Origin of the sequence: Nocardia aurantiaca, from assembly GCF_009708175.1 — a bacterium.
GTDB lineage: Bacteria > Actinomycetota > Actinomycetes > Mycobacteriales > Mycobacteriaceae > Nocardia > Nocardia aurantiaca.
Map to the genome: position 1 here is coordinate 15,904 of NZ_WMBB01000019.1, position 26,167 is coordinate 42,070.

Consider the following 26,167-nt stretch of genomic DNA (forward strand, 5'->3'; position numbering starts at 1 on the left):
GGCTGGCCGAGGTTTAGGCGGAGGAACGTCACTACGCGTGAGGATCCGCGGGTGCGGTCGGTGTGATCGCGGAAGGCCGTGTCGCGGTGTAGAAGTCGTCTCCGGTCCAGCGGTAGCCGCTCACCTGGACGACCTGGCCGAAGTCCGGCGCGTGGACCATGAGTCCGCCGCCGAGGTACAGGCCGACGTGATGCACGTCGCCGCCGCTGCGGTAGAACACCAGATCCCCGGGCTGCATCTGGTTCTCGGGAATGCGTGGTCCGACGAGGACCTGCGTCTCGCTGGTCCGCGGCAGGGTGATTCCCGCCGTGGCGTACGCGGCCAGGACCAGGCCCGAGCAGTCCCAGCCACCGTTCACCTCCGGCCCGTTGCCGCCCCACACATACGGCACCCCGAGTTGTGCGCAAGCGAACGAGATCGCCTGCACCGCAGCCGGGCTCGCGGGCCCGGCGGGGCGGCAGTCGCCGGTGCCGGCGGGTGGGGCGGGTGCCCGGTAGGCGGCGGCTTGGTCGAGGACCTGGTCGACGTAGGTGTCGGAGTGGTTGTAGGCGAAGAGCGCGGTGCGCAGGTCTGCGGGGGCGCCGGAGTCGCACAGGTTGTAGGCGGCGGCGTGGACGGCGTCGACCGGGTCGTAGCGCGAGGGTGGGCTCGCTCCGGGTAGCTGGTGGCGGGTGGCGACGGCGTCGAAGGTGGGTGCCAGGAATTGCATGGGTCCCGCTGCGCCGGCGGAGTTTTCGCCGTTGTGTACGCCGGGCAGGGTGGAGCGGTCGTGGTCGGACTCGACCTTCCCGATACCGGCCAGCACCGACCAGTCCAGGCCGGGGCAGTCCGCGGCGGCTTGCTGGTAGAGCACGAGCATGGCCGCCGGAATGTCTTCACGGGCTTGCGGACTCGGTGTGCTGCCCGCCCCGGTCCCTGCCGTGGGGCCGGGGACCAATGCAGGCTGCTCGGCCACGATCACGGTGGTGACGACTGCGGCGATGACTACGCAGAGGAACACGACGGTCGCCGAGCCCGCGCCGAGGATCCGGAACAGCATCGTCGCCCTGCCTTACATGTCCGGGCATCGCGGTGGTGGTGCGGGCAGGAGCACGATGCCGCCGGTGGCGGGCAGGGTCGGTTCGTCGTCGCTGGCTGGTGGCGGCAGCGTGCGCGCGGGCCAGACCTCGGTCAGTTCGTGTAGGTGCAGGCGCTCGGAGACGTTGCGGTCGAGGGGAAGCCAGACGCGGTCGGCAGGGCTGGGGCGGGCGGCGGTGGGGTCGAGGAGCCCGGCAGCGGCGGTCGCGACCGGCACCGTGTCCGGGTCGGGCAGGTGGCGCCAGGTGTCGTGCAGGGCGTGGCGGGCGTGGGTTTCGCGGGCGCGGGTGGGCACCCACACCAGGACCGGGGTGACGATGCCGGTGGAGCGGGCCAGCTCGGCGTAGCCCAGGAGCTTGGCGGCGACGCGGCGCAGGCTGGTTGTGCCCAGGTCGTATTCGAGGAAGAAGTCCAGTACCCGTGGTGGCGAGCCGGTGTCGGTGGTGTGGGTGTAGCGACCGTACCCGTCGGGACGGGCCAGGTCTCCCCACAATCGGGCCGCGCGAGTCTGTGACCACCACGCCACGAGCACCCCCGGGGCGTCGCCGGAGCCGCCAGGTGTGTGGTGGGCGGTGGTGAGGGTGGTGAACCATTCGTTGACCCCGAGGGTGTGGGTCAGGTGCAGGCTGTGGGCGATGGTGAGAATGTGTTCGGAACGGTAGCCGAGTGCGCGGACGTCGGCGGCGGCTTCGGCGGCCAGGATCGCGGCGCCGGCGGGGGCCAGGACCCAGTGCGAGGGCGCGCTGCCCCGGGCTTGCAGGGGCCGGAAGCGGTCGACGACCTGGTAGCGGTGCAGCAGGGCCATGCGCCGGCGGGCGACCTTCGCCGTGGGGAAGGCCAAGGCGGCGAGCTGGTTGGTGGTCAGGACGCGGTGTTCGTGCAGCATCCGCAGGATCCAGTGGTCGCGGCCGGTCAGCCGCCCCACCAGCGCGGCCGTGGCGGTGCGTGAGATCGAGCGTGGAGCGCGGGTGTCGTGGTGGCGGTCGGGATGAACGATCATGCGTGGGAGGGCCTTTCCGGGAAAGTTCGCGGGGGTGCCGGCGTCGGTCGGCCCGGTGCCCGGCCACGGGCAGGTGAGGCCGTGGCGGGCAGGATGGCTAGGACAGGCGGAGATCTGTGCTCGCGGGGGCGGCCGGGGCGGTAGAGGTGGGGTCCTGGGCCGGAGTCGGTGGAGTCGGCGGGGTCTTGTTGAGGCGGGTGCGTGCGGCGGCGGCGATCTCGCGGGCGCGTCCGGGCACGGGTGGGCCGAGCGGGCGGGTGGTGAGGGTGAAGGGGCGGGCGTGTTTACCGGCGACGAGCAGCCGGGCGGCGGCGTGCCAGGCGTCGAGGTGAGTGAGGTCGTGCTCGGTCAGCCACGGGCTGGTGTGACGGGCCAAGTCGCGGGCGTCGTCCGGGGAGACGGCGAAGATGACCTTGTTGCGGGCATTGGCGGAGATCCCGTCGCGCAGTTCACGGGTGAGCTGAGCGAGGTTCTGATGCGCGAGGACCAGCGATAACCGCAGGCCACGGGCTTCGGCGAGCATGTCTTCCACAGGTGTGGACAAATTGAGGAAATTCTGGGCCTCGTCCAGGACGAGAGACGCGTCGGCGCGGTCGTCGGAGGGTTGGCGGGCGCGGGCAGTGGCGGCTTGCCAGGTGCGGGCGACCAACAGCGACCCGACCAGGCGGCTGGTCTCCTCACCGAGCGATCCTTTCGGCAGCCGGGCCAGGCAGATCCCGCCGTTATCGAGGATGTCGGCGAATTCCAGGGTCGCGGGTCCGGCGGCGACAGCGGCCCGCACGAACGGCCGCAACAACAGCGCCCGGAGTTTGTTCATCAGCAGGCCGATGACTTGGGCGCGACCGGCTTCGGAGAGTGCTTCGTAGCCTTCCCAGAACCCGCGCAGCACCGGATCGGTGGTGGTGCGGGTGACTCTGGCGCGGAAAGCTGGTTCGGTGAGCAGGCGGGGCAGGTCGGCCAGGGTCGCGGTGCCCGGTTGCGCGCACAGGGTGAGCAGGCTGGCGCGCATGACGTCGTCGGTGCGCGGTCCCCACCATTGAGCGAAAATCCGGTGGAAGATCGCGACCAGGTTGTCGACCGCCAGATCCAGCCCCGCCACCCCGATCCGCCCCAAATCCAAGGGATTCACGCACGGCGGCGGGCTTTTCGAATCGGCGTCGAACAGCACGACCTTGTCAGCCAGCCGCGCGGGGAGCCGTGACAAGACATCGGTGACGAGATCACCCTTGGGATCGACCACGATCTGACCTCTGCCGGCATCAGCGTCGGCGAGGATCATCTGTGCCAGCAACGTCGACTTACCCACACCGGTCGGGCCCAGGACGTGCATGTGGTGGCGGGCATCGGCGACCCGGACCGCGACCGGTCGGCGGCTGGCACTGTCGGCGACGCCGAGCGGCTTGGTGTGCTCGCCCCCGACGGGGATGTCGGGTGCCGGCGGCAGGGCGCGGGCACCGGCGCGTTGCAGGCCGGGAAGCCCGTCGGCGGCGGGCAGGTGTGCGATCCCGGCCAGCTCGGGCACCGACAGCAGGTCCCCGCGCCCGAACTGCCGCCGCGACAACACCTGCGCGAGACGGAACTGGCGGCGTCGCCGGTAGTAGTTGTGGTCGGTACTCGCCCCGAACACCGTCGCGAGCGCGTCGGCTCGCCCGCGGGCGACCGCCCGCGCCTGGCGTCCGGGCTCGGCGGGAACCGAGACCGCGTACCGGACAACGGTTTCCCAGTGCGGTCCCTTCGCCTTGGCCGCCGCCGCTCGGTCGGCGGCCGACACCTGCAGCGCAGTCTGCCGGTCGATGTCTCGGCCACCACCGGAACCACCGGGGCGCGGACCCCGGCCCGTTGCCGGGCCAGGGGTGAGCATGTTGAGTACCTCCCGCGCCAGCCCGGTCAGCAGGCCGGGTTTCGTGTCTCCGGTGGCGCGGGCGACGCGGCGGCCGGTGACCGGGCGGGCCAGGATCTGCACGCACGCCGCCTGCCCGGCCGCCAGGTCGTCGGCGGCGGTGATCAGATCGCGCACCAGATCCCCGTGATACTCGGTCCGCAACGGGTAGCGCTCCGGACTGCCCAATCGCAACTCACCACCCGCCAGCAACCGGCGAGCGCCCTCGCCCTCGCCCTCGCTGTCGTCTGGGGAGGGCAGTGGCGGTCCGGCGTCTTCGGTGTGGGTGTGCGCGCCCGGCCACGCCGAAGCCACCGCTCGCTCGATCAGGCCGGGCGGAATCGAGCCGGGGACCCACAACCGGATCGCGGCCCCGTCCTGCGGAGTGATCGTGTACTCAAATCCCAGATGCGGCTGCCCGAACAGCACCCGCCGCCATGGCGGGCGCAGCTGCCCGATGAGGTGCGCCCAGAACGCCAGCGCGCCTTTGGAATCGACCTCGGGCGGGGTGAGGATCGTGACGTGACGGGCGCCGGCACCCAACCGCGCTCGCCGGGCTCGCAGCAGTACCCGCGCGATGGCCAGCAGGCCGGCCACCCCCAGCGCGACGGGAATCGCGCTGGGGGACACCAGGAAATGCTCGACCGTGGCCGCGAGATCGTGTAGCCCCGCGCCGGGATGGACCAGGAACCGCGCCAGCCAGCCGTGCCCGACAGGGTCGCTGTTCACGCTGCGGCCCCGGTCTCGCCGATGCCGTTGCTGCCCCAGAACGGGGCCGCACCGAACTGCGGTCCCGGCCGAGACTCCTTCAGTTCTTGTGAAACCGAAGTACCCGCAAGCGGTTTGCGCAGGATGATGACGTCTTCGTGGGCGATCAGGTGCATCGGCAGCCCGGCGGCGCGGTTCTTGACGATGAAGTCGCGCTGGAAGAAGCTGCTGCGCGCCACGATGTCCCCGTAGGCCAGGCGGCCCAGGAGCGCGACGCAGCGTTCGACCGGGACGAGCCCTGCGAGGGTGCCGCAGGTGATCAGATGCCCGGGCAGGTTCACCAGTTCGGCGTGCTCGCGCCACGGGCGGGCGGTGATCACCACATACCCGCCGGGAGCGAGGTATTCGGCCGCGCCGGACAGGATGCGGGTGAACCCGGACAGCAGCCGTCCCAGGCCGACGTTGGCGAGGTTGCCGCGATCGAGCACCGACCCGTACCGGTGGTTGATCTTCTGCACGCCCTCACCGGGTTTCACGGTGACGTGACCGTGGGTGGAGGGGCCGTAGGGCGGGGAGGTGATCACCAGGTTCACCCGGCCCCGCAACCCGTCGGGGAGCAGGTCGGGGAGTTTGCGGGCGTCCCCGTTGTAGACGGCCGCGTCCAGGTCGATTCCGGCGTCGCGGGCCAGGCCGATGTTCGCGGTCGCCAGATCCGCCCACCGGGTCTCGTACTCGACACCGACAGCGCGTCGTCGGGCATAGAGGGATTCGACGAGGGTGGTGCCGATCCCGCACATCGGGTCCAGGACGAGATCACCGGGGCGGGTGTAGGTCTCGACGGCGTGGCGGACGATGCCGGGGAGCATCTTGGCGGGGTGCGCGACGCTGTCGGGGTGGTACCGGCCGCGCCGCTGGGCGGCGGGCGCGGTTTGCGCGGTCGCCCACACCGACGGCGTCCGCCGCGCGGCACGGCCAGTGTCGGCGCTGTCCTCGGCGGGGGTGGTGGTGTCGATGTCGTTGGTGCGGTGGGTGTTGTGGGGCATCGAGAGTCCTTCGCGGATCGAGGGTGGGGCTGGCGGCTGTGGTAGGGCGGTCTGTGCGGGTCAGGCCGCGCGCGGGTTGAGGAACACGAACAGGTCGAGATGCGAAATCTCGTGTCGGTGACCGTGTTCGGGGCGCTGCGTGCTCGAAGGTGCAGCGGTGGAGGCGATGTCGGTGCCGGTGACCGGGGCGGCGATGATGTGCTGCAGGTAGAGCAGGTCGGCGGCTTGCGCGTCGGCCACCACGGTGGCGGCGGGGTCGAGCAGGACACCGTGGACGCCGTGGCGGCAGCGCGAGAGCACCACCAGCAGCCCGCCGGCGGCGACCCGGCGGGCGGCGAGCGCCGTGACGTGGTCGGGGTCGGGGCCCAGGCCCTCTCCGAGGAGGCTGGCCAGGACAAGGGCGGCGTGCTCGTTGTCGGGGCCGGGGCCCAGGCGGGCGTCGCGGCCCGCCGCTTCGGTGATCGCCAGTGCCGCACCGGTGTCGGCGGGTACGGCCCGCAGTCCGCCCCGTCCGGTCGAGGGGGCCGGATCGAGTAGCAGCACCCGGTCGCCCGGTGCGGAGAACTCCCGTACGACGCGGGTCACGACCGGGTCCGGCCACCGGTCGGCGGGACCGAAGGGGGCGGGTCCGGTGGCCCAGAGTGTCGACGGAACCGCCACGCCGGAGACGGAAGACGAAGTGGTGGCGCGGGAAGAATTCGGGGTCATTCTGAAACGCTCCTGACAGGTGGGAGAGAGGTTGTCTCTATACCTATCAATGTCGAAAAAAAAGCCGTTTTGAACCGGGGGCAGGCAAACTTTTTCGAAGAAATTTTCGGCCCGCACCGATGGCGATCCCATGTCCGTTCCAGCGAATTCCGAAAGAATTTCCCGGCCATAGCTGACTTCTGCGGAGATCGTCTCCGCGCCGTCTCCGTATCGTCTCCGTACCATCTCCTCGCCAGGTAGGGGCGATATTGGTTGCGACGACCGCTTCGGTTGACAGTGGTGCGGTGCTGTAGCCGGATGGCGGCGGAGATGAAACGGAGACGTTTCGGAGACGGTGCGGAGACGCGGCGGAGTGGTTGTGGAGATGGTACGGAGACGGTCGGCTGCTGTCCTTGATCATGTCGCAGATCGCGACCTCTTCCATAAACCAGGGAGTCCGCAGTGACTGAAATCGAATTCGAAGATTCTCCGCAGAGGAAAGCGCGGAAAGGATTCGGTGACCGCTCTCCGATCGGAGTCGCATGGACGGTATTCCAGCGCCTCACCGACACCGTGCTACCGGCCGACCCGAGACCGGTGCCGCTGCCGGCGGGCTGGCGCGCCCGCACCTGGGGGCAGCTGCGGGAGGTGATGCTCGATCCCGCACTGCCCGGCACGGCAGCGGACCCGATCTGGGAATGGCTGATCGGCCGTGCCCGGGCCCGGCGGCCCGACGCGACGGTGATGTGCGCGAGCCTGGCCGCCCCGATGCTCGCCGCCGCCGCCAACACCTACGCGCGTTACGGCAGCGCCGACCGCGAGGACGTCGAGGCCGAAATCCTGCTGGCGTTCTTGACCGCGCTGCGCGATATCGACCTCGACCGCCCGAAGCTGTGGGGCCGGCTGGCATGGACGGCCCTGCACGCGGGATGGCAGTGGAGCCAGCGCAACGCAGCACTCGTCCCGGTCGCCGACCCCGCCCAGCCCGGCAGCAGCGGCCCGATGGTGATCCCGCCCGGGCACCCGGAACTGGTGCTGGCCGAGGCCGTCGCCGCCGGGGTGATCACCGTGGAAGGAGCCGAGCTGATCGCGGCGACCCGATGGGAACGCCGCACCGTGACCCGTCTGGCTGCCGACCCCGCCTACACCCAGCTGCCGTGGCAACTCCGCAAACTCCGGCGACGATCCGAACTCGCCCTCGCCGCCTGGCTCGCCGAGCGCGCCCGCGACGAGAGCACGTTCAGCAGCACCGAAGTCCTCGCCTTCCACGCGCTACCCGCCGCTGGCGAATCCGTCGCGGCCGAGCCCACCCGGGGCTCGCGGACCGCGGCGGCCGGACCCGAAACGGTTGGCAGCGAGCACGATCCGAACCCGTGTTCCGCGGACTCCGCACCATCCGGACAGGAGCGGATATGCGCGTGAACAGACTCCTCATCGCCTCGACCATCCGTCATCGATACTCGCGCCTCCGGTGGCGTGGGTGGGCATTGCCGGTGGCCGCGATCGCGGTGCTCGTCTTCTGCGTCGGGCCGGCCGACGCGGCGCCGCAAGTTCAAGTCCTGGCACTTGCCGACAGCCTCGATCAAGTCCTGGACAACCTGCGCAACTGGCTGATAGGGATCCTGGCCGGGGTGGCGACGGTGTGCTTGACCGTCGCCGGTGTCCGGTACGTGATCGCCTCGGGTGACCCGGCCGAGATCGAGAAGGCCAAGAGCGCGCTGCGCGCCGCCTGCTCGGGGTACGCGCTGGCGATGCTGGCCCCGGTGATCGTGGCCGTGCTCAAGTCGATCGTGGGAGCCTGACCATGACCGGCCCCCTCGTCACAGTTCCGCCCTCGCAACGAAGTACACGCGCGGCCCGCGCCGCCGTAGTCGCTGGCCTGATCGTCGTGCTGCTCCACCTCGTCACCGGCGGCGCTGCCGCTCAACCACCGACCACTCCGCCCACAGTGCCGCCGATCGTGACGGTCCCGGTCACACCGCCGTCGCACTGGCTGCCGCCCACCCCCATCTCCACCACACCGCCGGCACCGGCGATCCCGGCACCGACCATCGGCAGCCCCACGGCCACAACGACATCCCCGGCACCGGGACCCGGCGACTTCGGCCCCGGCACCCCCGGCGGTTCACCGTCGGGTTCGGGCGGTCAGCCTTCCTGCGGGATCGACTCGATCAGCGCGTGCGTCGCCAACGCGATCGACGGATTCTTCCGCCGCGTCGTGGATTCCGCGTTCGACCCGCTGCTGGGCATGCTGTCGAGCAGCCTGCTCACCACCCCCGACCCGTCCCAGCTGCCCCAGGTGGGGGTGTTGTGGCAGCAGTCGTGGCAGCTGATGCTCGCCTTCTACGGGCTGCTGGTCATCGCGTCCGGGATCCTGCTCATGGTCCGCGAAACCCTGCAGACCCGATGGTCGTTCGCCGAGCTCGCCCCGCGGATCGTGGCCGGGTTCATCGCCGGCGCGATGAGCATGATCGTCGCGAGCACCGCGATCGGCATCTCCAACGCTCTCGCGGTCGCGCTGTCCGGAGACGGCGTCGACCCGAACTCGGCCGCACAAGCGCTCACCGAACTCGCGAAGACCCCCAGCATGGAGGGCGACATCTTCGGGCTGCTGATGGCGCTGGCGATGGTGGTCATGCTCGTCGTGCTGCTGGTCACCTACTTCGTGCGGGTCGCGGTCACCATCATGCTGATCGCCAGCGGACCGATCGTGCTCATGTTCCACGCCTTACCCGGCACCGACTCGATCGCCCGCTGGTGGTGGCGATCCCTGGGCGCCTGCCTGGCCATCCAGGTCGTGCAGTCGTTGGTGCTGATCACTACCTTGCGGGTGTTCCTGACCCCGGGCGGGTGGACGACGTACGGGACCTGGACCGACACCGGCACCGTCAACGCGATCGTCGGACTCGCTTTGATGGCGATCCTGGTCAAGACACCGTTCTGGCTGATGAGCGCGATGCGGATCGGGCAGGGCCGCAGCATGATCGGCTCGATGGCCCGAAGCTACTTGACCTACAAGACCTTCGGCCTCATCCGCGGCGGTGGTAGCAGCGGCCGTCGCCGACCGACCGCGCGTACCAAGAAGGTAGCGCCGTCCGGGCCTCCGGATCCCTACGCGAAGGTCCGCGCGACCCGCGACGGACAGTTGATGCTTCCGCTGGAAGGCGTGCACCGAGTCCCACGCAAGCGCCGGACAGCGACCGGTCAGCAACCGGGTACGGCACCCGGTCCGAAGCCCGCTGCGAGGCGTGCCGCGCGTGGACGCCAGCTGGCGTTCGACTTCGATCCGCCGGATCCGTACCGGGGCACCCGAGCCGGGCGCGACGGCCAGTACCGGCTCCCGCTTGCGGTCACCCGAGTCCCGGCCACGAAGGCGCCTCCCACGCCACCTCCGGCGCCCGCGCCGACACCGAGAACCCGACGCCCCCAACAACTCGCCTTCGACTTCGACCCGCCGGGCGAGCCCGATCCCTATCGGGGTGTGCGGCCCAACCGGGGCGGGCAGTACCCGCTGCCGATCCCGGTGACCCGGGTCAAACCCGCCCCGCCACCGCCGCCTCCACTGCAGCCGCCCGCCACTCCGTCGAAGGCTGCCGGTCGGCAGTTGCATCTGCCGCTGCCGGATCTGCCCGTGCGCCGCCGCGCATTCCACGGACGCACCAACACCGGGAAGGGGAAGAAGTGACGACTCCCGTGCGGATTCCCGCCGATGTCGACAAGTCCGACCGCTTGATCGGGCTGTTCAACGCCCGCCACCTCGTCCTGCTCGCGATCACCGCCGTCGTGCTCTACGGCGGCTGGATCGCCACTCGGGCGCTGGTGTCACCGGTGGTGTTCCTGGCCGCCGCCACTCCGATCGGGGTGGTCGTCACCGTCACGATCCTCACCACCCGCGACGGGCTGCCCGCCGACCAGCTGCTGCGCGCCGCGATCGCCCACCGGCTCCGCCCCCGGCACCTGATCGACACACCCGAACCCATCGCGGCGGCCCCGCGCTGGGTCACCGACCGCGCCACATCGGGCCCGCGCCAACCGGTCCCGTCCGCGCCGCCGGACGCGGTGGTGACGTTGCCGGAGTCGGTGGCTGCGAGCAGCGGCGGTGTCGGGATCGTCGACCTCGGTGCCGACGGCCTGGCGGTGGTCGCGGTCGCCGGCACCCTGAATCTCGCCCTGCGCACGCCAGTCGAGCAGGACAGTCTCGTCGGGCAGCTCGCGGGCTGGCTGCACACCCTGCGCCAGCCGGTCCAGATCCTGCTCCGTTCCACCCGCCTGGACCTCACCGCGCACCTGCAGGGCCTGCACGACGCGATCGGCGACATGTCACCGGAATTGGCCGCCGCCGCAACAGATCACGCCGACCACCTAGCCGAGCTCGCCACCGAGGAGACCCTGCTGCACCGCCGGGTGCTGCTCGTCTGGCGAGAACCCGTCGCCGACCCCACGGCCGGCTCCTCGACCGGCACCGCCGTGCGGGCGCTGCTCGGCGGACGCGCCCGCGCGGCACGCGGCATATCGGCTGCCGCGCGCCGGGCCGCCGAGTCCCGCCTCGTTCGCCGTCTCAGCGAGGCCGCCGAAATGCTTGCACCACTCGGGATCACGGTGACCGCGCTGCGGACATGCAGGCCGCTGCAGTGGTCGCCGAGTGCTGCGACCCGGCCAGGCTGGTGCCGGCGTCGGCCGACCTCGCCGCCCGCGACGAGATCATCACCACAGGCGGGCTCACGGGCATCGATCCGTTCGCGCCCGAGGCCGTGGCAGGGTTCGGGCCGGAGTCGGTGACGATCCGCGCCAGACACCTGGAGATCGGCCCGGAGTGGGTCGCGACCCTCGCGGTTACCGGCTACCCCCGCGAAGTCACCGCAGGCTGGCTCGCGCCCCTGCTGACCCACCCCGGCCGTCTCGACGTCGCGGTCCATATCGACCCGATCGACCCGGTCACCGCCGCCACCCGGCTGCGCCGCCAGCTCGGCCGCCTCGAATCCTCCCGCCTGCACGACGCGAGCCGGGGCCGGCCCCCCGACCCCGCGGTCGACGTCGCCGCCGAGGACGCCGCCGACCTCTCCGCGCGCATCGCCCGCGCCGAGGCACGGCTCTACCGGGTGGGGGTGTACCTCACCGTGCACGCCGGTAGCGAAGGCGAGCTGGACGACGAGATCGCCGCCGTCCGCGCTCTGGCGGCGAGCTTGCTGGTGGACACCTGCACCTTGAGTTTCCGTGCGGCCCAAGCCTGGACGACCACGCTGCCGCTGGGGCTGGACCTGATCCGGGTGACCCGCACCTTCGACACCCCCGCCTTGGCGGCGGCGTTTCCGTTCGACTCCCCGCAACTCCCGGCCACCGACCCGGTCGGAGCCTCCCGCCCCGAGGGCGTGCTCTACGGCCGGGACGCGGCCTCAGGGCTGGTGTTCGTGGACCGGTTCGCGCCCGAAGCTCACAACCACAACCTGGTGGTCCTGGGCCGAAGTGGTTCCGGGAAGTCGTATCTGGTGAAAACCGAGATCCTGCGGTCGCTGTATCGCGGGATCGAACAGATCATCATCGACCCCGAAGACGAATACCGGCGCCTCGCAGAAGCGGTCAGTGGCACGCATATTCGCCTCGGCGCACCCGGGGTGCGGATCAACCCCTTCGACCTGGAGATCCACACCCGCCGCGACGGCCGCCGCACCGCCCCACCCGACGCACTCACGAGGCGGAAACTGTTCCTGCACACGCTCATGCGGGTACTGCTCGGCGAGCAGACTCCCGCGCAGCGGGCGGCTCTGGATACCGCCCTGACGGCCACCTATGCCGCCGCCGGGGTCACCGACGACCCGGCGACGTGGACCCGGACCGCACCGACCCTGAGTGGATTGCACGCGCAGTTGGCCCGGCTGCGGACACCCGTCGCCGAGGACGTTGCCGCCGGGATGTACCCGTTCCTGTCCGGCGGTGCGTATGCCGGGCTGCTGGACGGGCCGACTACCACCGATCCCGACGGCGGGCTGGTCGTGTTCTCCCTGCGCGACCTGCCCGAGGAACTGAAAAAGATCGGCACCCTGCTCGTCCTGGATGCCACCTGGCGCAAGGTGTCCAACCCTGCCACTCGCCGGCCCAGGCTCGTCACCGTCGACGAAGCCTGGCTGCTCATGCGCCAGCCCGCAGGTGCGGAGTTCCTGTTCCGGGCGGCGAAGAGTTTCCGCAAGCACTGGGCCGGTTTGACCGTCGCGACCCAGGACAGCGCCGACGTGCTGTCCACCGAACTCGGGCGAGCGATCGTGTCGAACGCCGCCATCCAGATCCTGCTCCGCCAAGCACCCCAAGCGATCGACGACGTCTCCGCGGCCTTCCACCTGTCAGAGGGTGAACAACATTTCCTGCTCTCCGCCGCACGGGGAAGCGGGCTGATCGCAGCCAGCGGCACCGACAGGGCCGTCTTCGGATCCTTGGCCTCTCGTGCGGAAGACACCGTGATCACCAGCGACCCAGGGGAACTGGCCGCCACCGGCTACGACGGCGATTCCGACATCGATCTCAGCGCGCTGCCACCGCTACACCGCAGCGCCACGAACCACGACCCGATCGTCGACCCGGCATCCATCGCCGGCGACGACCTCGACGTAGGACCCGAGCTGGTCCTCGACCCGAAAGGTACTCCATGACAACCGATCCGCCGCGTCCCAGGACGCGGGCATCCGCCAGCGGCACCACGCACCGCCGCCTGCACCTGGTCACCGACAACGACCCCGCCCCGGACACCACCGCCACCACCGAGAGTCCGGGCCCGCGACCGGCTGACGGTCCTGTGCTCGGATCCCTGTGCACCGGGTACGGCGGCCTGGACCTCGGTGTGCTGGCCGCGTTCGGCGGCGGCCGGATCGCCTGGTGCGCCGACCCCGACCCCCACATCCGGATCCTGCTCGGCGCGCGCATGCCCGGCGTGGTGAACCTGGGTGACCTCCGTGAGATCGACTGGACCGCAATCGAACCGGTGGACATCCTGACCGCCGGTTTTCCGTGCCAAGACATTTCGGCCGCCGGACGGCGCGTCGGGATCGAGAGAGGAACACGCAGTGGCTTATGGACCGACATCGTGGCGGGTCTTCGCGTTCTACGACCGGCTCTCCTCGTCGTGGAGAACGTGGCGGCACTTCGATGGCGCGGAGGAGGATTGCATCGAGTACTCGGTGACCTGGCCGAAGCGGGGTATGACGCGCTCTGGACAAGCCTGCGCGCCAGCGACATCGGAGCAGCCCACCGTCGCGAAAGAGTCTTCCTGCTCGGATGGCCCGCCGGCGAAATCCTCGGAGCCGGTGCTGTTTCCGACCCCGCAAGCTCGCGACGGCGACAACCGAGGACCCGCGAACCCGGCCCGGCGCCGCGAACTCGGTCATCAAGTCAGCCTCCACGACGCCGTCCACGAACTGCTGACCTCCTCACCCGACATCGATCAGCAGCCCCCGCAGTCCCGAGCCGCCTGAACACCGATGGCGAGCTCCGGCTCCTGCCGACACCTCGCGGCTCCGACACCGGTACCGCCGGCCGCCGCGCCGGAGCCGGGTTCCGGCCGCCCTTGTCGCAGCAGGTGTTGCCTCTGGTCACGGGGCTGTTGCCGACACCGCGCGCCAGCGATGGCACCAAAGGCTCACCGGCGCAACGTGGATCGAGCGGAGACTTGATGCTGCCTTCAGCGATCAGCCGGCTCCACCCCGCACGCTCCGATCGGGCGATCACCGGGATCGACTGGGGTGACTACGCTCCCGCGATCCACCGCTGGGAAACCGTGATGGGACGGGCGGTCCCGTACCCGACCCAGCCGGGCAGCCACGGCCGCCCGGTGCTGGCACCGGTGTTCGTCGAATGGCTGCAAGGACTGGAGATCGGCTGGGTGACCGACCTCGACCTGTCCCGCGTCGCTCAACTGCGCGCTCTCGGTAACGGGGTCGTCCCGCAGCAGGCCGCACACGCGATCGCCCTGCTGCTCGCCGATCTCACCCACCTGCATTCCGGCCTGTCCGAGGAAGGGACCGCCGCATGACGTCGAGCCGAGCCCGACGACACGCGGCGGCCGGTCGTCGACACCGACCCGTCCGCCGAAACCGGTCGGACCGGGTCCCCATGGTGAGTGCGGTGATCCTTTCGCGGCAGGAGCTACCAGTTGGCCCCGGCTGCTGCCTGCAGGTCGGTCAGCGCGATCTTCGTGGCTTCCACCAGCGCTCGGACCACACCCTGCAGCGAAGCCGACTGCGGGGCATCGGGATCCTTGATCATCTCCTCGTAGCCGATGTGGCCATTCCACTTCACCCACTGAGCCGAGGTGCCGGGTGGGCGCGGCACGGTGAGCGTCGCGACGGTCACGCCGTCGGCGATCGGCTGCTTCGGGTCGTGATCGAGTCGCGCGCCGGGCAGCGAGGCGAGATCCATCTCGAACGTCGGCGCGGCGTACTGCACGATCGAGAGCATGCGGTGCTTGTCCGCGTTCGCCAGGGCGTCCAGGATCGTCAACCGCTTGTCGGGCTGCGCCGAAAACTGCTGCTGAGATTCCATGACGGTGTAGAACGCGGGGTCGACGACCGGCCGGGTGTTCTTCATGCCCTTCGTCCAGTCGCCGCTGGTCGCGCTGAACTTGTGGGCGATCTTCTTGCCGACCTTGGGGTCCAAGGGGCTGCCGGTCGTGGCCTGCACGAATTTCTCGGCATGGGAGTACACGGCGTGATCCAGCGATCCGCGCAGATTGGTGAACACGTCACCCAGGATGAGCGAGAACTCGGCTGGCACCTCGTGGGCCACCGTGGCAACCCACTTGATCTCCAGGGTCGGGGATTGGTTGTCCTCGGCGTTGGTCGTGGTCGTGAAGGCGACCGGGTCGAGCTCCCGGTACTTTCCGACCTGCGCATAGAGATCATCCGCATGGCTCTTGCCGCGCTCCACTTCGCCCACGCACTGTGCATCCGCACAACCTACGCCGGACCCACCCTCCCGCCGCCACCCATTTTCCTAGGGCCCAGCGACCTTCCAGCGCACAACACCGGGCATCGCCGGAGTCGTTGTCGACCCGGGCCGACCGGCGTGCCCTGTGTTCGTCTTCGTCCGGCATCCCGCGGACCGGGCGCCTGGCCGGGGACCGGTGGGTGGCGTGTTCCGGTCCCCGGATCGGCCCGTAGGCGTGTGTTCAGCGGCCCTGCCGTCGGGGGGCGTGATTGCGGTGCGGCAGTGCGTAAACGCGCTGCACGAGAAGGTATTTGACCCCTCGGCCGATACAGAGCGTTGATGGACGCCGGTGCCCGGACATCCGGTCATCGACACGCACGAAAGACAAATCTCACCGACCGCCGCCGTCCCAGCTAGGTCGCGGAAGTCGGTGCGTGAGAAGGGATTCAATGATGGACGAGAAACCCGCCACCAGATCGATGGTCACCCCGTTATACCGACAGCGCGTTCCCCGCCGCCGGGACGACCGGCTGATGCCCGATTCGGTATCCGACCGGGACGAGCCGGAGACGATTGACGCGCGGGAATCTGCAATGAGTAAGCAGAAGGACCTAATCGGAGTTGCCGACGGTGCGACGGCCGTCCCCTCGAATCCTCGAAGGTCGCCCACCACGCGGAAATCGTGGCTTCCTCGTAGAGAGGCTGCCGAATATATGGGCATTCATCCACGCACCTTGGCGAACTGGGCTGCCGTCGGGCGTGGTCCCCGCTACTCGAAGCCGTCTGGCAGTTCGTGCATGTACCGAGTCGAAGACCTGGACGCCTACCTCGATGCCCACATGGTGCACACCGACGAGCAGCCCGAAGCGGCCTGAGCAGCCAACTGGAAAGAATGGAGAACGCCAATGCCACGACCTGCCACTGAAATTGGCAGCTACGGCGACATCGGCACCAAGAAGCTGTCCGACGGTACCTGGAGGGCCTGGGCCACATTCCGTGGTTACGACGGCAAGGGGAAGCTTGTGGACGCGACCGGGCCGACGGAGAGCAAAGCCAAGTCCGCACTGCGGAAAAAACTGGCTACGTGCCAGAAGCAGTACATGGGCCGGTCGCGCAGCAAAGTCACCCGCGATACTCGGCTGTCGGTCCTGATGGACATGTGGCTTGCCGAGGTAGATCTGGACGAAGGGGTGGACCGGCAATCGTACGACCGGTACGAGGGCGAGATCGATGCCAGCACCGACAAACGGGCGAAGAAGGACGTCGTGAAGTTGCGACCCGCCTTGGGAAGTCTTCGTGTGTGGGAGGCGGATACGGGCCGACTCGATGAACACATCCAGGCTGTCGCATCCGCAGGGCTGAAGTCGAAAGCTCGCCTGCACAAAGTGATCCTGACCGGCGTCATGGGTGTGGCGGTCAGATACGGGGCGCTCACCGAGAACCCTGTCCGTGACACCTCCCGCCTGCGCCGGCGAAAGATTAAGCCCCAGATCATCGACCGGGAGCGCCTGGACGGCCTACGCGCGCAGCTCCGGGAGTGGTTGGCAGGCAACCAGATTCCGGGAACGCCCGCCTACACTCATGGGCCACCGAGAGATCGGGTCGTCGTGGATGTCGCTGACTTGATCCTCGGCTCGGGTGTGCGCCCGGGGGAGGCCCTGGCGGCATCCTGGGATCAGTTCGATCTGCAGTCGGAACCGGCGACGTTCACCATCTCGGCTACGGTCGTCCGGCTGAAGGGCAAGGGGCTGTTCCGGCAGGAGTGGACGAAAACCGATGCGGGGCACAGGATCGTCGCCCTACCCGGGTTCGCGGTCGACATGCTGAAGCGGTTGCGCGCCGATCCGATGCACGGGCGTATGTGTGAGGTGAAGGCGCTGCGCGAGGTGGGTGGCGCTGTGGTGGAAGTAGACGAGAAGGCCCCCTTGGTGTTTCCCGGCCGAGGTGGGGTACTTCGTGATCCGCACAATTTCAACCGCACCTGGCGGGACGCGCGCGGCACCGTCTATAAGGATGTGACGCAGTACACGTTCCGCAAGACGGTCGCGACGCTGATCGCCGAGGCATCGGATGCGAAGACCGCGGCCAAGCAACTGGGTCACTCACAGGAGGGGGTTACCGAACGGCATTACATCGCGTCGGCGGAGCGGGCCCCGGACTCGTCGGCGGCGCTGGAGAAGGGCCTGGGCGTGACCGAGTGATCCGACAGGTGCTGCCGCGAATTCTTGGGATATTTTTGGGATTTGGCCCGGAACTGGGAATTCGCGAGATGCAACACCCTTCCTGAACAGGTGTTTTGGTGCGCCATCAGGGACTCGAACCCCGAACCCGCTGATTAAGAGTCAGCTGCTCTGCCAATTGAGCTAATGGCGCGTGTTACCCCGCGGGGGGCTTTGGGCTTTCGCTTTGGCCGCTCTGCGGTGCGGAAAGAACATTAACAGGGTTGGTGGCAGAAAGTGAAATCGCCCCTCTGAGCTGTGGGTTTTTCGGATCGTTGAGGGTTGTTAACGCGACGGGGATGATCACGGATGTTGTGGGGGAGGCCCTGTGGGCGGGGCGTGGTGGTCGGACAGGCGTGGTTGGGGCCGGGAGGTGCTCGGTGGTTGGCTGCGCACCGGGACATGAAGCGGGGTTGCGATGAGCGAAGGTCAAGGCCGGCGACGATCCGGGAAGCTACTCGGCGTCGGCGCGGTGGTGTCCGTGCTGGCGTTGGCGCTGGTCGGATGCTCGTCGGGCGGTGAGCGCCAATCGTCGACGGTGGCAATCGATTCCAACCCCATCGGCGAGCTCATGAAGCCGAAGCTGATCTCCCCGGTGAAGGATGGCGACAAGGGTGTCGCGCCCGGCGAGCTGACCCTGAAGGTGGAGGACGGCACGCTCACCAATGTGGCTCTCACCAGCCCGAATGGCACGCCGGTGCCGGGGGAGCTGGCGAAGGACGGCCGCTCGTGGACGTTGTCCGAGCAGTTGGGATTCGGCCGCACCTACAAACTGAGCGTCGATGCCGTCGGCCTGGGCGGCGCGACCAACTCGACTATGAGTTTCACCACTATCTCGCCCAATAACCGGACCCACCCTTACCTGCTCCCAGCGGAGAACGAAGTGGTCGGTATCGGCCAGCCGGTGGCGGTGCAGTTCGACGAGAACATTCCGGACCGCCAGGCCGCCCAGGATGCGATCAAGATCACTACCACGCCCGCGGTCGAGGGCGCCTTCTATTGGGTCAACAATCGGGAGGTGCGCTGGCGGCCGCAGAACTTCTGGGCCCCGGGCACCAGGGTCGACATCGCGGTCAACACCTACGGCCGGGACCTCGGCAGCGGCCTGGTGGGTGACAGCGACATCCACTCCAGCTTCACCATCGGCGACGCCACCGTCTTCACCGCCGACGACAACACCAAGATCGTGACGGTCGAACGCAATGGCCAGGTGATCAAGACCATGCCGACCTCGATGGGCAAGGACTCCACGCCCACCGACAACGGCGTCTACATCGTGGGCGACAAGTTCGACCGCATCATCATGGACTCCTCCACCTACGGCGTCCCGGTGAACTCGCCCAACGGCTACAAGACCCCCATCGACTGGGCGACGCGAATCTCGTACTCCGGCATCTTCTTCCACTCGGCCCCGTGGTCGGTGGGCGCGCAGGGGTCGGTCAACACCAGCCACGGCTGCCTCAATCTGAGCCCGGCCGATGCCAAGTGGGTGTACGACAACGTCAAGCGCGGCGACATCACCATCGTCAAGAACACCGTCGGCGGCACACTGTCCGGCGTGGACGGGCTGGGTGACTGGAACATTCCCTGGGAACAGTGGAAGGCGGGCAACGCCGACCGCGGCTGATCGCGGACATGCCCGTGGGGTCATCAGCGTGAACACTGATGACCCCACGGGTCATGCTCGATGTGGTCTCGGGGTCAGCCGATGGTGCCGGGTCCGATCCCGGTGCCGCCGTTGAGGCTGCCGCATCCCAGCGCCGCGAGCCCCGACAGCGCGGAGGCCGTGCCGAGAACGGTGCAGGGGCCGCTGTTCCCCGACGAGCCCGTGGTCGCCGAACCGGCCGCGCCGCCGAGTTTGAAGCCGGAGGACCCGGTGACCAGCGCCTCTATCGGGCTGCTGGGAGCCGGATCGCTCGTGGTCGGGGTGGTGGTCGGGGTCGGGGTGGTGGTTGTGGTCGACGTCGTGGTCTGCGTCTGGCTGGCGTCGGTGAGGACGATCTCCGCGTACGCGGCGGGCGCGGCGGGCAGAATAGCCGCAACGGCTAGCAAAGTGGTTACGGCACAACGATTCACGTGCGGAGTTCCTTCGTATCGAGCGTGGGTCGGGGGCCCCGACTCCCCCAATGTCCAGAGCAGTCTACGAAGATCGCGTGACCTGTGCCGCAAAATGCGACACACTGATGTTTCTCTCACACTCCCGTGCGCGCGATGGCCCGCACGGGAGCGCCGTCGGCCCCGGGCAGGTTGAGCGGGAACAGCGACACCTCGATGCGCTGACCGGCCGTCTGAGCCGCGAGCACCTCCGCCAGCCGGGTCAGGTTCTCGGCGATGACGGCGTGCGCCGCGCACAGGATCCGATGCACCGGAATCTCCTCGGCGGGGGTCGGGTCGACGCTGAGCGCGTCGATGCCGACTGTGCGCACTCCGGTCGCGACCAGATATTCGGCCGCGTCCGTCGTCAGATGCGGATGGTTGAGGTACGCGCGGGTGCCCCAGTGCTCCGACCATCCGGTCGCGATGAGCACCACCTGCCCGGCCGCTACCCGGCCCTCGAAGAGTTCGCGCCCGATCGCCCCGCCCGCCCCGGCGCCGCGCGCGTCGATGACCACGCCCGGTCCGGTGAACCGATCCAGCGGCAGTTCGTCCAGCGCGGGCAGCGAGTCGTCGATGTGTCGGGGCGCGTCCACATGTGTGCCGGTCTGTGACCCCATGTCGAGGTGCAGCACGTTGACGCCGTCGGCGGCCACCGTCAGCGCTGGCCGGATGGCGACCTCCGGATCGCCGGGATACACCGGCATACCGGACCGGATCGGCACCGAGAGATCGATGATGCGCATTTTCCGCCCGCCTCCCTATGGATTTCGCGCGATGATGGCCGTCGGCAAGATCGAATACAGCCGCCGATGAGGAATTCGAGAATCGCTATGTCTGCCATACATATTGCCGTGTTGAACCGCAGCACCGCACTCACCGACGCCCAGGTTTCCGCCGTGGTCCCGGCGCTGCAAACCCAGGTGCACCGCGATTGGGCCCCGGTGTGGGGGAGTGACGCCGATCTGAGCTTCGTGGCGAGCGGCCGGCAGCCGCCGGCGGGCGCGTGGTGGCTGGTGGTGTCCGACGACTCCGACCAGGCCGGCGCGCTCGGCTACCACGACCTCACCGATGAGGGGCTGCCGATGGGAAAGGTGTTCGCGCGCAGCGACATCAACGCCGGATTGCAGTGGTCGGTCACGGTCAGCCACGAACTGCTGGAGATGCTCGGCGATCCGGATATCAACCTGGCCGCCTACGTGTTCACCAGCGCGTCCGCCGGCCGCATCTACGCCTACGAGGTCGCCGACCCCTGCGAGGCGGATCAGTACGCGTACCAGATCGACGGAGTCCTGGTGTCGGACTTCGTGTTTCCCTCCTGGTTCGAGAACTTCCGCAAAGCGGGCAGCACCCAGTTCGACTACGGCAACCACATCACCGCCCCGTTCCAGCTGCTTCCTGGCGGGTACATCGGTGTTTTCGACCTGAGCAGCGGCAGCGGCTGGCATCAGCTGACCGCCGAGACCATGACGGCCCGCTACGCCGCCCGCGCCCGGGTCGGCAGCCGTCGCGAGCGCCGCCGCACGCCGCGCGACCAGTGGCTGCTCAGCGAACCGCGCTGACATCCGCCTCTCACCTTCCGGCGCCTTTGAGGTCATGGCGGCCGCATCGCCGCTATCCGGGGCTGACTCCGTGATGACCGCTGCGCGGCAAGGCATCCGAGCGAGCGGACCCGTGGCCCGACGTCACACCATCTTGTAGCCCGGATGTACGCCCGGGGTCAGACCCTGGTCGGCCGCGATGCGGACCAGCAGCTCGGAGAGCTGCTGGTGCTCCTCCGATGTCAGTGACCGGCACAGGGTTTCCTCGGCTTCGCGGGCGACCGCGGCCAGTTCGCCGAGTGTGGCCCGCCCCTTCGGGGTCAGGTGCAGCGCATGCTGGCGTCGATCGTCGGGATTGCGTTTGCGCTCGATGAGCCCGCGCTCCTCGAGCTTGTCCGCGAACTGAACGAACCGACTGGGGGGCATCCCAAGTTCGTCGGCGAGCTCACGCTGGCTGCGACCGGGCTGCGCGATGAGCAGCCGCAGCAGTCCGGCCTGCGCGGGGGTCAGATCCAAGGTCGCTGTGCGCTCCGCGAATCGATTGGCGGCAAAGGCCCCGACCTGGGCCAACAGGAATCCGACGGCCGTCAGGGCGCGGTGCGGCGCGACCTCGTCTTTCGCATCCATGCGGCAATAGTAGCAGCGCAAGAATAATAGACTCTTGACAATCGTTACAGTTTGTAATCATTATTTGCGCAGCATGATTCGTTCCCGAGATTGAGGGTCACCCCTGATGAGCACCACCATCGCTCGCACCAAACCCGCCGTCCTCGCCCCCGTCACCGCGTTCGCAGCGCTCACCATCGCCTACGTCGCCGCCAATGCCCGCACCCCGCACCCGGACGCGAGCGGACAGGACGTCCTCGCCTACACCACCGCGCACGCCGGGCTCATCAATGCCGGCGCGCTGTTATTGCTGCTGTCCGCCGCCCCGCTGGCCATTGCCGCCGGACTCATCCAGCGAGTGCTGCGCGGCCCGTCGCTCACCACCATCGGCGCGGCGCTGGCCGCGGGCGGGCTCACCTTCAGCGCCCTGTTCGCCTGGACCGGCGGGCGACTGACCGATTCCGCCGCACCGGCTCTGGCCCGCGCCCTCGCCGATCTCGGCTACCTGTCCGGCGGTCCGGCGTACGCGGCCGGATTCGGATTGCTGGCCCTCGGCATCGCGATTCCGGCCATGCTGGATCGGAAGCTACCGGCCTGGCTGATCTGGTGCGGCTTCGGTATTGCCGCCGTGGCCGCGCTGTCCACGCTGGCGCTGGTCATCTCCGGGTTCGGCTTCCTGCTGCCGGTGGTCCGCTTCGCCGGGTCGCTCTGGCTGATCGCGGTCGCCGTCGTCCTGTCCCGTCGCTGAATCCTCGACCGTCGCAGCAGTATTCGCCTGAAAGGTTCATCTCGTGCTCAGCACCTACACCGACCTCCCCGGCAAGACCGCGGTTCTCACCGGAGGCTCACGCGGAATCGGGGCGCAGACCGCCCGCATGCTCGCTGCCCAGGGCGTCCGAGTGTGCGTGGTCGGTCGCGACAAGCAGGCCCTGGATGCGGTCGTCGCCGACATCACCGTTGCGGGCGGTGCGGCCATCGGCGCGGTGGCGGACGTCACCTCGGCTGCCGCACTGGTCGATGTCCGGGCCCAGGTCGACAGCGAGTTCGGCCGGGTCGATATCCTGGGCGTCTTCGCCGGTGGAATGGGCTACCCCACACCGACTTCCGAACTCTCGCTGGACCTGTGGCGACGAGTGCTGGATTCGGATCTGACCTCCGCATTCCTCACCGTGCGGACGTTCCTGCCCATCCTGCTGGCCCAGGGTTCGGGCAGCATCATCACCATGGCCTCCTCGGCGGGCCGCCAGCCCAGCCAGGCCAATCTCGCGTACGGGGTGGCCAATGCCGGAATCGTCATGCTGACCCGGCACCTCGCCACCGAACTCGGCCCGCGCGGAATTCGCGTGAATGCCCTTGCGCCGTCCTCGATTCTGACCGAGAAGGTCGCCGCCCACATGCCCGAGCCGGTGCGGCAGCGGGTGGCGGCGTCGCATCCGCTGCAGCGCATGGGCGTGCCCGCCGATGTGGCGGAGGCCGCGCTGTTTTTGGCCTCGGACGCGTCCTCGTACCTGAGCGGAATCACCATCGATGTGGCGGGCGGGCGCATTACCAACTGAACCGCGCGGGTCGAGTGGCGGTGGCCCGAGGGCCACCGCCACTCGGCGATGTCAGCGGACCGCGCCGACGGCCTCCTTCGCGAGGGCGGCGACCAGCGGATTGTCCGCTGGGGCAGCCTGATCCGGCTTCGTGGTCAGCACCACGATCACCAGTGGCGCGGCGCCGCTCGCGGGCCAGGTGACCGCGATGTCATTGGCGGTCCCGTAGTCGCCACTGCCGGTCTTGTCGGCGGTCTTCCAATCCGCCGGGAGTCCGGCGCGGATGCGGGCGTCGCCGGTGGTGTTGGCCAGCAGCCACGTGGTCAGTTGCGTGCGTTCGGGTTCGGGCAGGGTGTCGCCGAGCACCAGTTTGCGGTAGTCGTCGGCCAGGACGGCCGGTGTGCTGGTATCGCGCTCGTCGCCCGGAATATTGGTGTTGAGCTCGGTTTCCCAGCGATCCATGCGGGTGGTCCGGTCGCCGATCGAACGCAGGAAGGCGGTCACGGCCTGCGGGCCGCCGAGCAGTTCGAGAATCTGATTGCCCGCGGTGTTGTCGCTGCGGGTGATGGCCGCCTCGCAGAGTTCGGCCACACTCATGCCGGTGTCCAGGCGGGTGCTGGTGATCGGCGAGTTCGGCACCAGTTTGTCGGCGCCGAAATGGATGACCTGGTCGAAGAATCCGCTGTTGAGCGGATGCGCGTGCAAGAGTGCGCCGCAGGCCAGGGGTTTGAAAGTGGAGTCGAAGGCGAAGCGTTCGTCCTGCCGGTAGCCGAGGGTCTTGCCGGTGCCGGTATCGATGGCGACCACGCCCACCCGCGCCCCGTGCTGCTGTTCGAGGGCGCGCAGCGCGGCGTCGCCGGTCACCGCGCTCACGGCGGTGGTGGGTCCGCTGCGGGTCGCTTCGCTTTTCGAGTCGCCGCCGCAACCGCCGACCAGCGGGGCGAGCAGCACCAGCGACAGCATGGCGCCGTATTTCAGGGTCGACAAAACAAGCCTCTCAATCCATTTCGAGTGCTGAAGGGGTATTCGGCTCGCGCCGTGTGGAATTGGGTGGAAGTCAGTGCGGAGCGGGCAGCATGCGGCCCGCGGCCTGCACGGCCGGATCGGAACTGCCCGCGTCGCTGACGAAGACGGCGAAGGCCAGGTCGCCGTCGATGCCGACGAACCAGCCGTGGGCGTGCTTGTCGTCGAGGTATTCCGCGGTGCCGGTCTTGCCCAACAGCCCGGGAATATCACGGAGCGCGGTGGCGGTGCCGCCGGTAATCGTCTCGCGCATCATGGATTTCACCTGGTCGGCAATGCCGGGTGGGAGCGTGGGCGGCTGCTTGTCGGGCTTGCCGGGCTGCCCCTGGACCACGGTCGGCGGCTTGACCGTGCCCTGGGCGAGCGCGGCGGCCACCAGCGCCATGCCGAACGGCGAGGCGGTCACCTTGCCCTGCCCGATGCCCTCTTCCACGCGCAGTGCGGGCGTGTCGGCGGTGGGCACCTTGCCGGTCACGGTGGTGAGGCCGGGCGTCACGTAGTCGATGCCGAGCCCGAGCTGCGCGGCGGCAGTGGTCAGCCCGTCCGGCGCGAGCTGCACGGCCAGCCTGCCCATGGTGGTGTTGCAGGACTTGGCGAAGGCGGTGTGCAGCGGCACCTGCCCGAGGTCGAAGTTGTTGTCATTGGGGATCTCTCGGCCCTCGATGTTCTCCTGTCCGGGGCAGGCGACCATCGAATCGGGAGTGATCCGACCCTCCTGGAGGGCGGCGGAGACGGTGACGGTCTTGAAGGTCGAGCCCGGCGGGTACAGGCCGGTCAGACCGATCGGGCCCTGCGCGTCGGCGGGCGCGCTCTGGGCCATGGCCAGCACGTTTCCGGTCGAAGGCTGGAGGGCGACGATGGCCGCGGGCGTGGTGATCGGGGTCAGCGCGGCCTCGGCCGCCCGCTGTAATCCGATATCGAGCGTGGTGTGAATATCGGTGACCTGCTTGGGTTCCGGGCCGCCGACCCGCTGCGTGCCATCGCTGCCCTGGGCGCGTACCGCCCAGCCCGCGGCGGCGTCGGCCTGTTGTTGCCACAGGTCGGAGAGGCCGGAGAAGGTCGGGGAGGATAGTGACTTGTCGACGGTCAGCAGGCGGGTCTGCTGGGACGTGGTCACATTCGCCAGGTTGGCGAGGGCCGGCTGGACGGTGACGTAATCGGAATCGCGCAGGGTGACGGCCGTGATCGGTGTGCCCTGGGAGGCGGCCAGGTCCGATTGCAGGCTCGCGGCGGTGACATCGGGTGCGACCGGTCGCAGGGCCGCGGCGACGGCCGCGGGGTCGGCGCCGGGGGCCACGGTGACCAGCGTGACCACCTGCTGGGTCAGCAGGTCACCGCCGGAGCTGTCGAGAATCTTGGCGGGATCGGGGTACACGAGGCTGTAGGACAGCGGCCCGACATCCAGCCCCGGTGCGACGGTGGCGGGGTCCCACCGGATCTTCCAATCCCCGCCGGAGCGACTGGCGCGGCCCGAGGTCGTGTACGTCCACTCGTTCTTGCCGTCCTTGCCCAGCTTCCAGGCGGCGGCCAGCGTGAATGTCCCGCCGTCGTCGGTCTTCTCGATTTTGCTCGCCTGGAAACGCACCTGTTTGCCGAGGTTGTCGTACAGCGGGCCCAGCGCGGCGGAGGCCTTGGCCGGGTCGCTGGTCGCGGTGGCGGCGGCCTGCACGTCGTCGCGGCTGAGGGCATCCGCGAAACCCTCGACCGTCTTGGACAGTCCGGATGTGGAATCAGATCCGGAGCATGCCGTCGCCGTCACCAGCATGGCCGCGGCGCACACACCGGTGAGGGCCCTCCTGCTGAACTCTGCCATGACAGCCACCCCAACACGGATCACCGGCGGCT

24 protein-coding genes, 1 tRNA gene and 1 pseudogene are annotated in these 26,167 nt (G+C 69.1%); 14 read left to right on the forward strand and 12 right to left on the reverse strand.

Features of this window, described 5'->3' with window-relative positions:
• Positions 1–31: 31 nt before the first annotated feature.
• The 5 genes from GLP40_RS30420 to GLP40_RS30440 all read right to left on the reverse strand — a co-directional run bounded on the left by GLP40_RS30420 (position 32) and on the right by GLP40_RS30440 (position 6,415).
• Complete coding sequence (locus GLP40_RS30420; protein ID WP_154791464.1) at positions 32–1,039, reverse strand: C40 family peptidase; 1,008 nt, start codon at positions 1,037–1,039, stop codon at positions 32–34.
• A gap of 12 nt (positions 1,040–1,051) precedes the next feature.
• Complete coding sequence (locus GLP40_RS30425) at positions 1,052–2,077, reverse strand: replication-relaxation family protein (RefSeq protein ID WP_154791465.1); 1,026 nt, start codon at positions 2,075–2,077, stop codon at positions 1,052–1,054.
• Between the two features lie 97 nt (positions 2,078–2,174).
• Positions 2,175–4,685 carry a type IV secretory system conjugative DNA transfer family protein gene (locus GLP40_RS30430; RefSeq protein WP_328290831.1) on the reverse strand — a complete coding sequence of 837 codons (2,511 nt, stop codon included), beginning with the start codon at positions 4,683–4,685 and terminating at the stop codon, positions 2,175–2,177.
• Positions 4,682–5,707 carry a TRM11 family SAM-dependent methyltransferase gene (locus tag GLP40_RS30435; RefSeq protein ID WP_154791466.1) on the reverse strand — a complete coding sequence of 342 codons (1,026 nt, stop codon included), beginning with the start codon at positions 5,705–5,707 and terminating at the stop codon, positions 4,682–4,684. Before GLP40_RS30435 ends, GLP40_RS30430 begins: the two co-directional genes overlap by 4 nt.
• Before the next feature lie 60 nt (positions 5,708–5,767).
• Entirely contained in the window at positions 5,768–6,415 is a 648-nt protein-coding gene (locus tag GLP40_RS30440) for a hypothetical protein (protein WP_154791467.1), read from the reverse strand.
• A 441-nt stretch (positions 6,416–6,856) separates the two neighbouring features.
• On the opposite strand from GLP40_RS30440, the gene GLP40_RS30445 reads away from it, so the two are divergent.
• From GLP40_RS30445 to GLP40_RS34215, 8 genes and pseudogenes are all read left to right on the forward strand, one after another.
• Positions 6,857–7,816 (forward strand): hypothetical protein, encoded by a 960-nt coding sequence (locus GLP40_RS30445; protein WP_154791468.1) that lies wholly within the window; start codon positions 6,857–6,859, stop codon positions 7,814–7,816.
• The gene (locus GLP40_RS30450) at positions 7,807–8,196 is read left to right on the forward strand and encodes a pilin (RefSeq protein WP_154791469.1); all 390 of its coding nucleotides are present in this window, start codon (positions 7,807–7,809) and stop codon (positions 8,194–8,196) included. Before GLP40_RS30445 ends, GLP40_RS30450 begins: the two co-directional genes overlap by 10 nt.
• An 86-nt stretch (positions 8,197–8,282) precedes the next feature.
• On the forward strand, positions 8,283–10,079 hold the full coding sequence (locus tag GLP40_RS30455; RefSeq protein ID WP_154791470.1) for a hypothetical protein: 1,797 nt from the start codon (positions 8,283–8,285) through the stop codon (positions 10,077–10,079).
• A complete protein-coding gene (locus tag GLP40_RS34935) occupies positions 10,076–11,173 on the forward strand; it encodes a PrgI family protein (protein WP_154791471.1) in 1,098 nt (365 codons plus the stop codon). Before GLP40_RS30455 ends, GLP40_RS34935 begins: the two co-directional genes overlap by 4 nt.
• A 629-nt stretch (positions 11,174–11,802) precedes the next feature.
• Positions 11,803–13,035 carry a VirB4 family type IV secretion system protein gene (locus tag GLP40_RS34940; RefSeq protein WP_328290847.1) on the forward strand — a complete coding sequence of 411 codons (1,233 nt, stop codon included), beginning with the start codon at positions 11,803–11,805 and terminating at the stop codon, positions 13,033–13,035.
• Positions 13,032–13,661, forward strand: a pseudogene (locus GLP40_RS35180) (DNA cytosine methyltransferase); the annotation flags it as partial. The gene GLP40_RS34940 and the pseudogene GLP40_RS35180, both read left to right, overlap by 4 nt.
• A gap of 25 nt (positions 13,662–13,686) precedes the next feature.
• Positions 13,687–13,854, forward strand: coding sequence for a hypothetical protein (locus tag GLP40_RS34210; protein ID WP_230330092.1), 168 nt, complete (start codon positions 13,687–13,689; stop codon positions 13,852–13,854).
• Between the two features lie 197 nt (positions 13,855–14,051).
• Complete coding sequence (locus tag GLP40_RS34215) at positions 14,052–14,411, forward strand: hypothetical protein (protein ID WP_230330093.1); 360 nt, start codon at positions 14,052–14,054, stop codon at positions 14,409–14,411.
• A gap of 113 nt (positions 14,412–14,524) precedes the next feature.
• Here GLP40_RS34215 and GLP40_RS30475 read toward each other — a convergent pair whose 3' ends face one another.
• Complete coding sequence (locus GLP40_RS30475; RefSeq protein ID WP_154791474.1) at positions 14,525–15,313, reverse strand: hypothetical protein; 789 nt, start codon at positions 15,311–15,313, stop codon at positions 14,525–14,527.
• 584 nt (positions 15,314–15,897) lie between these two features.
• Between GLP40_RS30475 and GLP40_RS34620 the strand changes: the two genes are divergently transcribed.
• The gene (locus GLP40_RS34620; RefSeq protein ID WP_268867201.1) at positions 15,898–16,179 is read left to right on the forward strand and encodes a helix-turn-helix domain-containing protein; all 282 of its coding nucleotides are present in this window, start codon (positions 15,898–15,900) and stop codon (positions 16,177–16,179) included.
• A gap of 30 nt (positions 16,180–16,209) precedes the next feature.
• On the forward strand, positions 16,210–17,505 hold the full coding sequence (locus GLP40_RS30485; protein ID WP_154791476.1) for a tyrosine-type recombinase/integrase: 1,296 nt from the start codon (positions 16,210–16,212) through the stop codon (positions 17,503–17,505).
• Between the two features lie 96 nt (positions 17,506–17,601).
• Here GLP40_RS30485 and GLP40_RS30490 read toward each other — a convergent pair.
• Positions 17,602–17,677: transfer RNA gene (locus tag GLP40_RS30490), tRNA-Lys, on the reverse strand.
• A 264-nt stretch (positions 17,678–17,941) separates the two neighbouring features.
• Between GLP40_RS30490 and GLP40_RS30495 the strand changes: the two genes are divergently transcribed.
• Entirely contained in the window at positions 17,942–19,150 is a 1,209-nt protein-coding gene (locus GLP40_RS30495) for a L,D-transpeptidase (RefSeq protein WP_154791477.1), read from the forward strand.
• Positions 19,151–19,224: 74 nt separating this feature from the next.
• Here GLP40_RS30495 and GLP40_RS30500 read toward each other — a convergent pair whose 3' ends face one another.
• Complete coding sequence (locus tag GLP40_RS30500) at positions 19,225–19,575, reverse strand: hypothetical protein (protein WP_154791478.1); 351 nt, start codon at positions 19,573–19,575, stop codon at positions 19,225–19,227.
• A 140-nt stretch (positions 19,576–19,715) separates the two neighbouring features.
• Positions 19,716–20,363, reverse strand: a complete 648-nt coding sequence (locus tag GLP40_RS30505) for a cyclase family protein (RefSeq protein ID WP_154791479.1) — start codon at positions 20,361–20,363, stop codon at positions 19,716–19,718.
• Between the two features lie 111 nt (positions 20,364–20,474).
• Here GLP40_RS30505 and GLP40_RS30510 point away from each other — a divergent pair, with 111 nt between their 5' ends.
• On the forward strand, positions 20,475–21,179 hold the full coding sequence (locus GLP40_RS30510; protein ID WP_230330094.1) for a hypothetical protein: 705 nt from the start codon (positions 20,475–20,477) through the stop codon (positions 21,177–21,179).
• Positions 21,180–21,302: 123 nt separating this feature from the next.
• Here the strand turns inward: GLP40_RS30510 and GLP40_RS30515 are convergent, their stop codons facing one another.
• Positions 21,303–21,785 (reverse strand): MarR family winged helix-turn-helix transcriptional regulator, encoded by a 483-nt coding sequence (locus GLP40_RS30515; RefSeq protein WP_154791481.1) that lies wholly within the window; start codon positions 21,783–21,785, stop codon positions 21,303–21,305.
• 106 nt (positions 21,786–21,891) lie between these two features.
• On the opposite strand from GLP40_RS30515, the gene GLP40_RS30520 reads away from it, so the two are divergent.
• The gene (locus GLP40_RS30520) at positions 21,892–22,512 is read left to right on the forward strand and encodes a DUF4386 domain-containing protein (protein ID WP_154791482.1); all 621 of its coding nucleotides are present in this window, start codon (positions 21,892–21,894) and stop codon (positions 22,510–22,512) included.
• Positions 22,513–22,555: 43 nt separating this feature from the next.
• On the forward strand, positions 22,556–23,320 hold the full coding sequence (locus tag GLP40_RS30525) for an SDR family NAD(P)-dependent oxidoreductase (protein WP_328290832.1): 765 nt from the start codon (positions 22,556–22,558) through the stop codon (positions 23,318–23,320).
• Between the two features lie 51 nt (positions 23,321–23,371).
• Here the strand turns inward: GLP40_RS30525 and bla are convergent, their stop codons facing one another.
• Positions 23,372–24,262 (reverse strand): class A beta-lactamase, encoded by an 891-nt coding sequence (gene bla / locus GLP40_RS30530; RefSeq protein ID WP_154791526.1) that lies wholly within the window; start codon positions 24,260–24,262, stop codon positions 23,372–23,374.
• Positions 24,263–24,356: 94 nt separating this feature from the next.
• Positions 24,357–26,135 carry a penicillin-binding transpeptidase domain-containing protein gene (locus tag GLP40_RS30535; protein ID WP_230330096.1) on the reverse strand — a complete coding sequence of 593 codons (1,779 nt, stop codon included), beginning with the start codon at positions 26,133–26,135 and terminating at the stop codon, positions 24,357–24,359.
• Positions 26,136–26,167 lie beyond the last annotated feature (32 nt).